Genomic DNA, 12,371 nt, shown 5'->3' with positions numbered 1-12,371 from the left:
TTTTTTTATCCAGGATTTACAGAGTTTGTGGGCTCACTTGATGACGGCGGACATCCACCGGCATCCCGGAACGGACATCCATCACATGTTGCATCACTTCAGCGTCAGTTTGTGCTGCATCTTTAAATGATTGCATTGCGCTATTCAGCGTAATTGGCAGCAGCTGCGGATCGTCATCAATCTTCTCTGACAGCGGCTGATGTACTTCAACCAGACGCGCACCGTTTGGTTCGGCAGAGACTTTTATCGGAGTGTTGATGATATTCACTTTGGTGCCTGGGGTGACCTGGCTAAAGAGTGTTTTGATATCGTCATCCCGCAGACGAATACAGCCAGAACTTACCCGCATGCCAATGCCGAAATCGGCGTTCGTACCGTGAAGCAAATAAACGCCGCCATAGGCCGCCAGACGAATCGCATGATGGCCCATTGGGTTATCCGGTCCAGCCGGCACTACCGCAGGCAACTCAATTCCCTGTGCTTTATAACGGGCGCGGATGTTTGCCGTTGGCGTCCAGGTTGGGTTTGCACGTTTGTCTGAAACGGTGGTCACCATTGTCGGTGTCAGCGTGTCACCACCTAACTGACCAATACCTATTGGATACACGGTTACCGAATTTTTACCCGGCGGGTAGTAATAGAGACGCAGCTCCGCAATGTTGATCACAATGCCTTCGCGCGGCGCGTCTGGAAGTAGGGTTTGCAACGGGATCGTTAACACGCTGCCCGCGCGCGGTACGTAAGGATCAACGCCGGGGTTAGCCTGTAACAGAGCGAGAAAGCCGACGTTATATTTTTTGGCGATGGCTTCCAGAGAACCACCGTCATTTTCCACCACATGAAATTTGTTTTCGCCAACCAGACGACTGCCCGCTGGCGGCAGCGGCCAGGTGTTGGCTTTTGCCGGTAGCGCCAGCGCCACGGCAGCGGCGAACGTAAAAAACGTTAGCCAGCGAGAAAAACGCGTTTTGATCATCACCAAAAATCCATAATAAATATAAGGTTATTGTAATAAACAGATAAGCCTGAATTATGGATGGTGACAGTGTCGGATAGTGCAGGGAAGTGCAAAGAATTTGTAAATGTTGCAGATGGGGGCGCAGAAACGCCCCCGATTTACCATTAAGCGATCGCGTTCTCTTCCAGTTCACGCATAAACTGGCGTACCCATTCGATACGCGTTTTCCGCTCACTCAAATCCTGAATAAATTTCAGGCGCGTCGGACCATCAAGGCGGTAATGCTGCGGCTGTTTTTGCAGCAAACCAATCAACCAGGCCGGATTAACGTGATTCTTCTCGGCAAATTCGATCACCCCGCCTTTCTCATTACCTTCCAGCTTCCTGATCCCCAGTTTCTGCGCTTGCTGGCGCAGACGGGCAACATCCAGCAGGGTACGCGCCGGATCCGGCAGCAGGCCGAAGCGATCGATAAGCTCGACTTTGATCTCTTCCAGTTCGTTTTCCGTTTTGGCGCTGGCAATACGTTTGTAGAACGACAGACGCGTGTTCACGTCAGGGATGAAATCATCTGGCAATAGCGACGGCATCCGCAGCTCGACTTCTGTTTGCTGGCTGGTGAGATCTTCCAGCGACGGCTCGCGTCCGGCTTTCAGTGCATCGACGGCGTTTTCCAGCAACTCCATATACAGCGAGAAACCGATGGTTTCCATTGAGCCGCTTTGTTCTTCGCCAAGCAGTTCACCCGCGCCGCGAATCTCCAGATCGTGCGTTGCCAGCGCAAAACCTGCCCCGAGATCTTCCAGCGAGGCAATCGCTTCAAGACGTTTTTGTGCATCGGTAGTCATCGCTTTTGGATGCGGTGTCAGCAACCATGCATATGCCTGATGATGCGAACGTCCGACGCGACCGCGTAACTGGTGCAGCTGCGCCAGACCGAAGTGATCCGCACGTTCAATGATAATGGTGTTGGCTGTCGGGATGTCGATCCCGGTTTCGATAATGGTGGTACAAACCAGCACGTTGAAACGTTGATGATGGAAATCATTCATCACCCGTTCCAGTTCGCGCTCGCGCATCTGCCCGTGACCGATGGCAATCCGTGCTTCAGGCACCAGTTCTGCCAGCCGTTCGGCAGCTTTCTGGATGTTTTCCACATCATTGTAGAGATAATAAACCTGCCCCCCGCGCAAAATTTCACGCAGGATCGCCTCCCGGACCACCAGGCTGTCATACTCACGGACAAAGGTTTTAACTGCCAGACGACGGGCGGGCGGCGTGGCGATAATCGACAGGTCACGCATTCCGCTCATTGCCATATTCAGCGTGCGTGGGATCGGCGTTGCAGTAAGCGTCAGAATATCCACGTTCGCGCGCATCGCTTTAATGCGCTCTTTATGACGCACCCCGAAGCGGTGTTCTTCATCGACAATCAGCAGGCCTAAATCTTTAAACTTGACGTCACTTTGCAGCAGTTTGTGCGTACCGATCAGAATATCGATTTTCCCTTCCGCCACTTCCGCAAGGATTTGCGTCTGCTCTTTGGCGCTGCGGAAACGGGAGATCATTTCGATACGTACCGGCCAGTTGGCGAAACGGTCGCGGAAGTTGTCGTAATGCTGCTGCGCGAGAAGGGTGGTAGGCACCAACACCGCCACCTGCTTGTGGTTATCTACTGCCAGGAAAGCGGCGCGCATCGCCACTTCTGTTTTACCAAAGCCAACATCGCCGCACACCAGACGATCCATTGCCAGCGGCTGACACATGTCGCTAAGTACCGCATTAATGGCCTGCGCCTGATCCGGCGTGGTTTCAAACGGGAAGCTGTCGCAGAACAACTGATACTGCTCACGATCGTGTTTAAACGCGAAGCCCTCTTTGGCGGCGCGTTGCGCGTAGATATCCAGCAATTCCGCCGCCACATCACGCACTTTTTCCGCCGCTTTCTGCCGCGCGCGTGACCACGCATCGCCGCCAAGTTTATGCAGCGGGGCGTTTTCTTCCGCGCCACCTGCGTAACGGCTAATCAGATGCAGTGACGACACCGGAACATACAGTTTGGCGTCGTTGGCATAGGTGAGCATCAAATACTCGCCAGTAATGCCGCCCGCTTCGAGCGTGGTCATTCCGGCATAGCGCCCGACACCGTGCTCCAGATGGACCACCGGCTGACCAATATGCAGCTCCGCAAGGTTACGGATCAGTGTATCGGGGTTGATGGTGCGGCGAGAATCCTGACGACGGCGGGCAACACGTTCACCGAGCAGATCGCTTTCGCAGATCAGCGCCAGATTACGCACCTTATCGACAAAACCATGTTCGGCAGCGCCAATCATCAGATAACGCCCACGGTCGCTGGCTTCATCAAGACGCATAATGCGTTGCGGAGCAATTTTAATTCGTGCGAGCAGTTCACCCAGCGCTTCACGGCGACCTTCACTTTCTACCGAGAACACCACCGGACCGTCGAAAGGCTCGAGGAACTTACGCAGCGCATCCAGCGGCGCTTTTTGTTGTGCCTGAACGGCCAGGTCTGGCAGTTTCTGGAAACCTAAATTGGCATTCGCGGCTTTTGTCGGTAAATGTTCAGTTTTTAGCTGCACCCGGGGCCAGTTTTTCAGCTCTGAGAAGAGCTCGTCCACCCGCAGCCAGAGCGATTGTGGTGGCAACAGCGGGCGCATCGGATCGACGCCGCGATTCTCAAAACGCGCCAGCGTGTCAGCCTGGAAACGTTCGGCACTGGTTTCCAGATCGCCAGTATTCACGAGCAAGGTATTGGCAGGGAAATAACTGAACAGCGGCGGCAGTGGTTCGCTGAAGAACAATGGCTGCCAGTACTCGATCCCGGCAGGTAATGTGCCTTTACTCACTTGCTGGTAAATATGTTCCGGATCGCGCTTCACTTCGAAGGTATCGCGCCACTGGCTGCGGAACAGTTCAATTGCCGCTTTATCGGTCGGAAATTCGTGCGCGGGCAGCAGATTGGTCGCTTCTACTTCCTCCAGCGTGCGCTGGCTGTCGACGTCAAACACCCGCAGGCTGTCGATTTCATCATCAAAGAAATCAAGACGATAAGGCAGCTCACTCCCCATCGGGAAGAGATCCAGCAACGCGCCGCGCGTGGCGTATTCGCCGTGCTCCATCACCTGGTCAACATGGCGATAACCGGCGCTGTCCAGTTGGGTTCGTAATGCATCTCGTGACAGGCGCTGACCTTTTTTCATCACCAGCGCATGACCGTGGAGAAAACTGTGTGGGCAAACGCGCTGCATAAGCGTATTCACCGGAACAATCAGTACGCCACGCTGCATCGTCGGTAGCTGGTAAAGGGTGGAAAGGCGCGAGGAGATAATGTCCTGATGAGGCGAAAAACTGTCGTAGGGAAGAGTTTCCCAGTCCGCCAGATTCATCACCATCTGATCGGTGAACTGACTGATTTCATCATGCAAACGCAGAGCATTTTGCATATCTGGTGCAATGAGTACCACCGGACCGGCGTGACGTTCGGCAATTTCCGCTACCAGCGTTGCACAGGCTGCGCCGGTTAACTCGCCCAGCAGACGCTGCTCACCCGCTTTGACGGGCAGCGTATAACGATATTGTTCAGGCATAACGGTTGTCAGATTCTCGTTAGGATATGCCTCAACATATGGGGGCATATCTCTGATAAGCAATGCTGTTCATTATCCGTAATCGACATGGTTTAGCAAATTGAATCGCCCCGGCTGGGGCGATGGCTTAGCGGGAGTAACTGACGGCAGCGGGCAGTGAAGGCGGGGAGAACAACAGATCGCTGAATGCACGCTGTGAAAGTTTTCTTACCAGCAAGCCCGCAACAGTACAGATGAACAAACTGACAAAGGGATAAACCAGCAGGAGTGTCAGTTCGACTTGCGGCGACCAGCGTGCTGCGTTCATTTGCGCAAGCAGAGTTAAGCTGAATATTTCAACCAGAATGCGATGGGTGGTGTAGATAGCAATGGTGTTGGAGCCAATCACATTCAGCAGGCTGGTGGAGCGCATACCGAATCGTTGCTCGTATTGATAAAACAGCTTCATGATCACCACAATCGATACCAGCGACAACAGCAGCGAGATAGTAAACAACCAGGCACCGACCGCCAGAACGGTAAGCAAAGAAGCCATCAGCAGATGGCGGCGCAACGGCACCTCTTTAACACAGGTCATTATTGTTGCGCCAAACCATGCGCCAAGGCTGTAATAAGGCAAATTGCGGATCACACTGTTCATTCCCCACCACGGCGTGGGAACGAAATTAACCGCCACACTCAACAGTACAAACAAGGCGAATAGTGGCAGCGCCAGACGGCTAAAAATTTTACATACCACGAAATAGACAATTAACGCATACAGATACCACAAGCTGGTGCTGGCGGTGATCATCCCGTGCAGGAACTCACCGGTGGAATCGGCATAAGCGGCATTGGAGGCATTGCTTAAATCGCGCTCAGGTGCCAGCCACTGGTTCAGCGCACTTAACGCCAGCCACTGCACCACGCCCCAAAGCGCCAGCACCCAGAAGATGTTCCAGATCCGTTTATCGAGACAATTTCCCCACGGTACGCTGTCGATATAGCGGCGAATCAAATAGCCGGAAATAAAGAAAAAAACCGGCATACGAAAGGGGGCAAGGTAAAGATTGAAATAGATCCAGCATTTGCTCAGGACTTCCGATAACGGATGCTGAAAAGTGGTCAGATGCGGATAAAAGGTAATGACCGAGTGATAAATCACCACCAGACAAATACATAACCCTTTGATCTGGTTAATCCATAGCTCTTTTTGTTTCATCAGGACAACACGCTCTTTTTTAATTTACATGCGGTTGATCCTGCGGGTTATGACCCGAGGTGTAATGGGTATCTGTCTGTATTGGATGATTTTTCAGATTAAGATCAGGCGGCAAGATTGATGATAAAACATGGCAATTTAGCCGATTGATTTACGGGGGCTTTTCAGATTAGCCCTGACGATCACTTACAGTTCAGACGTTTACCCATCTTGCTTTCGCTTATATACTCGTGTCTTTGCTACAGCAACCAGACGGATTTCATGTACCAACCTGTCGCTCTATTTATTGGCCTGCGTTACATGCGTGGGCGTGCAGCGGATCGCTTCGGTCGTTTCGTCTCCTGGCTTTCTACCATCGGCATTACCCTCGGGGTGATGGCGCTGGTCACAGTATTGTCAGTGATGAACGGCTTTGAGCGCGAGCTGCAAAACAACATCCTTGGCCTGATGCCACAGGCAATTCTCTCTTCTGAGCATGGCTCTCTTAACCCGCAGCAACTCCCGGAAACGGCAGTCAAACTGGACGGCGTTAATCGCGTCGCACCTATTACTACCGGTGATGTGGTACTGCAAAGCGCGCGCAGCGTGGCGGTCGGGGTGATGCTCGGTATCGACCCGGCGCAAAAAGATCCACTAACGCCGTATCTGGTCAATGTGAAACAAACTGACCTCGAGCCGGGGAAATATAATGTCATCCTCGGCGAACAACTTGCCTCACAGCTAGGCGTTAATCGCGGTGATCAAATCCGCATGATGGTACCATCTGCCAGCCAGTTCACGCCGATGGGGCGTATTCCAAGTCAGCGCCTGTTCAATGTGATTGGCACTTTCGCCGCCAACAGTGAAGTCGATGGCAATGAAATGCTGGTGAATATTGAGGATGCCTCGCGTCTGATGCGTTATCCGGTAGGCAATATTACCGGCTGGCGTTTGTGGCTGGATGAGCCGCTGAAAGTCGACTCATTAAGTCAGCAAAAACTGCCTGAAGGCAGCAAATGGCAGGACTGGCGTGATCGTAAAGGCGAGTTGTTCCAGGCCGTACGCATGGAAAAAAATATGATGGGTTTACTGCTGAGCCTGATTGTCGCCGTTGCGGCGTTTAACATTATTACCTCACTAGGGCTGATGGTAATGGAGAAGCAGGGCGAAGTAGCGATCCTGCAAACGCAAGGCTTAACTCCGCGACAAATCATGATGGTCTTTATGGTGCAAGGGGCCAGCGCCGGGATTATCGGTGCGATCCTCGGAGCGGCGCTTGGCGCCCTGCTTGCCAGCCAGTTAAATAATCTGATGCCGATAATCGGCGTCCTGCTTGATGGCGCGGCGCTGCCGGTCGCTATCGAACCTTTACAGGTCATTGTTATTGCGCTGGTGGCGATGGCTATCGCGCTGCTGTCTACGCTTTACCCTTCATGGCGCGCTGCCGCCACTCAACCCGCTGAGGCTTTACGTTATGAATAAGATCCTGTTGCAATGCGACAACCTGTGCAAACGCTATCAGGAAGGCAGTGTGCAAACCGATGTGCTGCACAATGTCAGTTTCAGCGTCGGCGAAGGTGAAATGATGGCGATCGTCGGTAGCTCTGGTTCCGGTAAAAGCACCTTGCTGCACTTGTTGGGCGGGCTGGATACGCCAACCTCCGGCGATGTGATCTTTAACGGTCAACCGATGAGCAAACTGTCTTCGGCGGCGAAAGCAGAGCTGCGCAACCAGAAGCTGGGCTTTATTTATCAGTTTCACCACCTGCTGCCGGATTTTACCGCCCTGGAAAACGTGGCTATGCCGCTGCTTATTGGCAAGAAAAAGCCCGCTGAAATCAACAGCCGTGCACTTGAGATGTTAAAAGCGGTGGGGCTGGAGCATCGTGCGAATCACCGCCCATCTGAACTTTCTGGCGGCGAACGCCAGCGTGTGGCGATTGCCCGTGCGCTGGTGAATAACCCGCGCCTGGTACTGGCGGATGAACCTACCGGTAACCTCGATGCGCGTAACGCCGACAGCATCTTCCAGTTGCTTGGGGAATTGAATCGCTTGCAGGGCACCGCCTTCCTGGTGGTTACTCACGACCTGCAACTGGCGAAACGTATGAGCCGCCAGTTAGAAATGCGTGATGGTCGTCTGACGGCGGAACTGAGCCTGATGGGGGCGGAGTAATGGCGATGCCTTTATCGTTATTAATTGGCCTGCGTTTTAGTCGCGGACGGCGACGCGGCGGCATGGTGTCGCTAATCTCTGTCATTTCTACCATTGGCATTGCCCTCGGCGTGGCGGTATTGATCGTCGGCTTAAGCGCGATGAACGGCTTTGAACGCGAACTGAACAACCGTATTCTGGCGGTGGTGCCGCATGGTGAAATCGAGGCGGTGGATCAGCCGTGGACTAACTGGCAGGAAGCACTGGATCACGTGCAAAAAGTGCCGGGTATTGCCGCCGCTGCGCCGTATATCAATTTCACCGGGCTGGTGGAAAGTGGCGCGAATCTTCGCGCAATCCAGGTGAAGGGCGTTAACCCGCAACAGGAACAGCGTCTGAGCGCATTACCCTCGTTTGTCCAGGGCGATGCGTGGCGCAATTTTAAAGCGGGCGAACAGCAAATTATCATCGGCAAAGGCGTGGCGGATGCGCTGAAAGTGAAGCAGGGGGATTGGGTGTCGATTATGATCCCCAACTCGAATCCCGAGCATAAACTGATGCAGCCAAAACGTGTGCGTTTGCACGTTGCCGGTATTTTGCAGTTGAGTGGTCAACTCGATCACAGTTTTGCCATGATCCCGCTGGCGGATGCCCAACAATATCTTGATATGGGTTCCAGCGTGTCAGGTATTGCCCTTAAAATGACGGATGTTTTCAACGCCAATAAGCTGGTACGCGATGCGGGTGAAGTGACCAACAGCTATGTTTATATTAAAAGTTGGATTGGTACTTACGGCTATATGTATCGCGATATCCAGATGATCCGCGCCATTATGTATCTGGCGATGGTACTGGTGATTGGCGTGGCCTGTTTCAACATCGTCTCCACCTTAGTGATGGCGGTGAAAGACAAGAGTGGCGATATCGCAGTATTAAGAACGCTGGGGGCGAAAGATGGTTTAATTCGCGCCATCTTTGTCTGGTATGGATTGCTGGCAGGGCTGTTCGGCAGCCTGTGTGGGGTGATTATCGGTGTGGTGGTTTCACTGCAACTTACCCCGATTATTGAGTGGATTGAAAAGTTGATCGGTCATCAGTTCCTCTCCAGCGATATCTATTTTATTGATTTCCTGCCATCGGAATTGCACTGGCTGGACGTCTTCTACGTACTGGTCACAGCATTGTTGCTGAGTCTTTTGGCAAGTTGGTATCCGGCGCGGCGCGCCAGTAATATTGACCCTGCGCGAGTCCTTAGCGGCCAGTAAAGGCAGTACATTAAAACAAGGAGCGGCAATGTATTACGGGTTTGATATTGGTGGAACAAAAATTGCGCTTGGCGTGTTTGATAGCGGTCGGCAGTTGCAGTGGGAAAAGCGGGTGCCGACACCGCGTGACAGCTATGACGCATTTTTAGATGCAGTGTGTGAGCTGGTAGCTGAAGCTGACCAACGTTTTGGCTGTAAAGGTTCTGTCGGCATCGGTATTCCGGGAATGCCGGAAACAGAAGATGGTACGCTGTATGCCGCCAATGTCCCCGCTGCCAGCGGTAAACCGCTGCGTGCCGACCTGAGCGCACGTCTTGATCGCGATGTACGCCTTGATAACGATGCCAACTGTTTTGCCCTTTCAGAAGCCTGGGATGATGAATTTACTCAATATCCACTGGTGATGGGGTTGATTCTCGGCACCGGCGTTGGCGGCGGGCTGATTTTCAACGGCAAACCGATTACCGGTAAAAGCTACATTACCGGCGAGTTTGGCCATATGCGTCTGCCGGTTGATGCGTTAACCATGATAGGGTTGGATTTCCCGTTACGCCGCTGCGGCTGTGGTCAGCATGGCTGCATTGAAAATTATCTGTCTGGTCGCGGTTTTGCGTGGCTGTATCAACACTATTATCATCAACCGTTGCAGGCTCCCGAAATTATTGCGCTTTATGATCAAGGCGATGAGCAGGCAAGGGCGCACGTTGAGCGTTATCTGGATTTATTAGCGGTTTGTCTGGGAAATATCCTGACCATTGTTGACCCTGACCTGGTCGTCATTGGTGGTGGCTTATCGAATTTCCCGGCAATCACAACGCAACTGGCGGACAGGCTGCCTCGTCATCTCTTACCTGTAGCTCGTGTTCCGCGCATTGAACGCGCGCGCCACGGTGATGCGGGAGGAATGCGTGGTGCGGCCTTCCTACATCTAACCGATTAAACAACAGAGGTTGCTATGCTGTCGCGTCGGGGTCATCGGTTAAGTCGTTTTCGTAAAAATAAACGCCGCCTGCGCGAGCGTTTGCGTCAGCGTATTTTTTTTCAGAGATAAAGTGGTGCCGGAAGCAATGGAAAAACCAAGAGTACTCGTACTGACAGGGGCAGGGATTTCTGCGGAATCAGGTATTCGTACCTTTCGCGCCGCAGATGGCCTGTGGGAAGAACATCGGGTTGAAGATGTGGCAACGCCGGAAGGTTTCGATCGCGATCCTGAACTGGTGCAAGCGTTTTATAACGCCCGTCGTCGACAGCTGCAGCAGCCAGAAATTCAGCCTAACGCCGCGCATCTTGCGCTGGCTAAACTGCAAGACGCCCTCGGCGATCGCTTTTTGCTGGTAACGCAGAATATAGACAACCTGCATGAACGCGCAGGTAATACCAATGTCATTCATATGCATGGGGAATTGCTGAAAGTTCGTTGTTCGCAAAGTGGTCAGGTTCTCGACTGGACCGGAGACGTTACGCCAGAAGATAAATGCCATTGTTGCCAGTTCCCGGCACCCTTGCGCCCGCACGTCGTTTGGTTTGGCGAAATGCCACTCGGCATGGATGAAATTTATATGGCGTTGTCGATGGCTGATATTTTCATTGCCATTGGTACTTCCGGGCATGTTTATCCGGCGGCTGGGTTTGTTCACGAAGCGAAACTGCATGGCGCGCACACCGTGGAACTGAATCTCGAACCAAGTCAGGTCGGTAATGAATTTGCCGAGAAATATTACGGCCCGGCAAGCCAGGTGGTGCCTGAGTTTGTTGAAAAGTTGCTGAAGGGATTATAAAGCAGGAAGCATTGCCTGATGCGCTACGCTTATCAGGCCTACAAGGGGACGCAATTAATTGAATTTGCGGGTTTTGTGGGCCGGATAAGGCGTTCGCGCCCCATCCGGCATAATACACGCGCACTTTTCCGGCCTCTTTTATCGTTTACTCGTCAATAACAATGCGGCAATAAACGTACAGACACCAATTAGCCCTGCCCAGAGTGGCGATATTATGGTAATCGCAAAGCTATTATCGATATACAAACATAAAGCCTGATAACCCATATTGGCAATAGTCATCGCCACTGCAAATTTTAACGCATAAATAAAACGAGTCGTGTAGCAAAAGATCCAGGAAAATAAGATAAACGTCGCAGCCCAGGCGATAAAACCTAATGTGTTGGTGCTGCCGGGGGGAGCATTTTCATGCTGTTGTCCTGGATGCGGATAATACGTCAGTGGCGGCGTCGGTTGTTTTAATATCTGTGCTTGTAGAACAGCCAATGCATTATTGATTCCCTGATACCAGAGATCTGCATTTAAATAAGCCAGCGTGTGATTTTCTATCAGAAGGCCGAGATGTTTATCGTCCAGACCACTTTCAACCTGGCCGTTGGTGATCATAATTAACCGTGGTTCGCGGGTAGTAAATAGTAACAGAACACTTCCTTTTACATTACTCAATGAAGATGACGCATGCGCCAGCATCGCTTTACCATTTTGTCTGAGACTGGCTTCATTATTAATGTCGGGTAAAATCACAATAAACGGTGCAATTCCCGTTTGTTGGCGAAAAAGCTCGGCTTTACGTGCGATCTCTTCAGCATCCGGTACAGTACCGGTAACATCCGTAAAAAGTGTCTTCATTATTGGAATCAATGGTTTACTGGTTGCTACCAGAGGCAGGAGTATCAGTAAACTGAGCAGTATAATGAATTTTTTCATGGGCGGGACTTCCGTTTCCTGCGAGATTTTTTGGTGGAGGGGAGCGTGATTATCAGACCGACACTACCGAAAATAATGCCTGCTATGCCAACAAAGCCCCATTTAAAAAAATTAACCCAGGGATTGTTTATTTCGGCTTGTTCTGGATGCCCTGGCGGATAATAGACATTGACTCTGTCACCTTCGCTATCTTCATAAAAATCACTACCGATATTCGAATTGAAAATTAGCGTGTAATCTGGCGTAGGGCGAAAGGCAACCACTGGATACCAGGAACCATTATCATCGACGTCGTTTGAGTGATTGTTGTACCAAACGGCATCAACAATGATTCCTTCTGTATGAACCGCGCTTTTGGTAAAAGTAAAATGGTAATAAAAGATGATTGCAGAAATAACGAGCAATATCAGACCGATACCGAGAAAAGCGCGGGATAAAACTTTACTGTCCTGACTCATTAGCCACATCCTTGCTAACTAAAAAACGGGCGGTAATAC

General features: G+C 51.8%; 9 protein-coding genes and 1 pseudogene. 5 read left to right on the top strand and 5 right to left on the bottom strand.

The window, feature by feature from the left end; genetic code table 11:
• Window positions 1-16: 16 nt before the first annotated feature.
• The 3 genes from ldtC to HGD79_RS05520 all read right to left on the bottom strand — a co-directional run bounded on the left by ldtC (window position 17) and on the right by HGD79_RS05520 (window position 5,770).
• Window positions 17-979 (bottom strand): L,D-transpeptidase LdtC, encoded by a 963-nt coding sequence (gene ldtC / locus HGD79_RS05530; RefSeq protein WP_001300895.1) that lies wholly within the window; start codon window positions 977-979, stop codon window positions 17-19.
• 143 nt (window positions 980-1,122) lie between these two features.
• Complete coding sequence (mfd, locus tag HGD79_RS05525) at window positions 1,123-4,569, bottom strand: transcription-repair coupling factor (RefSeq protein WP_168848325.1); 3,447 nt, start codon at window positions 4,567-4,569, stop codon at window positions 1,123-1,125.
• Between the two features lie 127 nt (window positions 4,570-4,696).
• Complete coding sequence (locus tag HGD79_RS05520; protein ID WP_000810253.1) at window positions 4,697-5,770, bottom strand: acyltransferase family protein; 1,074 nt, start codon at window positions 5,768-5,770, stop codon at window positions 4,697-4,699.
• 261 nt (window positions 5,771-6,031) lie between these two features.
• Here HGD79_RS05520 and lolC point away from each other — a divergent pair, with 261 nt between their 5' ends.
• The 5 genes and pseudogenes from lolC to cobB all read left to right on the top strand — a co-directional run bounded on the left by lolC (window position 6,032) and on the right by cobB (window position 10,947).
• A complete protein-coding gene (gene lolC, locus HGD79_RS05515; RefSeq protein ID WP_168848324.1) occupies window positions 6,032-7,231 on the top strand; it encodes a lipoprotein-releasing ABC transporter permease subunit LolC in 1,200 nt (399 codons plus the stop codon).
• The gene (gene lolD / locus HGD79_RS05510; RefSeq protein ID WP_001033695.1) at window positions 7,224-7,925 is read left to right on the top strand and encodes a lipoprotein-releasing ABC transporter ATP-binding protein LolD; all 702 of its coding nucleotides are present in this window, start codon (window positions 7,224-7,226) and stop codon (window positions 7,923-7,925) included. The genes lolC and lolD overlap by 8 nt, the downstream gene beginning before the upstream one ends.
• A complete protein-coding gene (gene lolE, locus HGD79_RS05505) occupies window positions 7,925-9,169 on the top strand; it encodes a lipoprotein-releasing ABC transporter permease subunit LolE (RefSeq protein ID WP_001251348.1) in 1,245 nt (414 codons plus the stop codon). The genes lolD and lolE overlap by 1 nt, the downstream gene beginning before the upstream one ends.
• 28 nt (window positions 9,170-9,197) lie before the next feature.
• Window positions 9,198-10,109, top strand: coding sequence for an N-acetylglucosamine kinase (gene nagK / locus HGD79_RS05500; protein WP_123178260.1), 912 nt, complete (start codon window positions 9,198-9,200; stop codon window positions 10,107-10,109).
• 15 nt (window positions 10,110-10,124) lie between these two features.
• Window positions 10,125-10,947, top strand: a pseudogene (gene cobB, locus HGD79_RS05495) (Sir2 family NAD+-dependent deacetylase).
• A gap of 138 nt (window positions 10,948-11,085) precedes the next feature.
• Here the strand turns inward: cobB and HGD79_RS05490 are convergent.
• Both HGD79_RS05490 and HGD79_RS05485 read right to left on the bottom strand, forming a co-directional pair.
• On the bottom strand, window positions 11,086-11,874 hold the full coding sequence (locus tag HGD79_RS05490; protein ID WP_168848323.1) for a TPM domain-containing protein: 789 nt from the start codon (window positions 11,872-11,874) through the stop codon (window positions 11,086-11,088).
• Window positions 11,871-12,332: a DUF3592 domain-containing protein gene (locus HGD79_RS05485; protein WP_000076381.1), complete on the bottom strand. Its 462-nt coding sequence runs from the start codon at window positions 12,330-12,332 to the stop codon at window positions 11,871-11,873. The genes HGD79_RS05490 and HGD79_RS05485 overlap by 4 nt, the downstream gene beginning before the upstream one ends.
• Window positions 12,333-12,371 lie beyond the last annotated feature (39 nt).

It is taken from the genome of Escherichia sp. SCLE84 (assembly GCF_012584495.1).
Classification (GTDB): domain Bacteria; phylum Pseudomonadota; class Gammaproteobacteria; order Enterobacterales; family Enterobacteriaceae; genus ECMA0423.
This window is presented reverse-complemented; position numbering and strand designations above follow the sequence as displayed.

Excerpts from the sequence above, each read along its gene's own strand:
- HGD79_RS05485 (WP_000076381.1), bottom strand. The coding sequence starts at position 12,332 with ATGAGTCAGGACAGTAAAGTTTTATCCCGCGCTTTTCTCGGTATCGGT.
- lolD (WP_001033695.1), top strand. The coding sequence starts at position 7,224 with ATGAATAAGATCCTGTTGCAATGCGACAACCTGTGCAAACGCTATCAG.
- HGD79_RS05520 (WP_000810253.1), bottom strand. The coding sequence starts at position 5,770 with ATGAAACAAAAAGAGCTATGGATTAACCAGATCAAAGGGTTATGTATT.
- lolC (WP_168848324.1), top strand. The coding sequence starts at position 6,032 with ATGTACCAACCTGTCGCTCTATTTATTGGCCTGCGTTACATGCGTGGG.
- mfd (WP_168848325.1), bottom strand. The coding sequence starts at position 4,569 with ATGCCTGAACAATATCGTTATACGCTGCCCGTCAAAGCGGGTGAGCAG.
- lolE (WP_001251348.1), top strand. The coding sequence starts at position 7,925 with ATGGCGATGCCTTTATCGTTATTAATTGGCCTGCGTTTTAGTCGCGGA.
- HGD79_RS05490 (WP_168848323.1), bottom strand. The coding sequence starts at position 11,874 with ATGAAAAAATTCATTATACTGCTCAGTTTACTGATACTCCTGCCTCTG.
- nagK (WP_123178260.1), top strand. The coding sequence starts at position 9,198 with ATGTATTACGGGTTTGATATTGGTGGAACAAAAATTGCGCTTGGCGTG.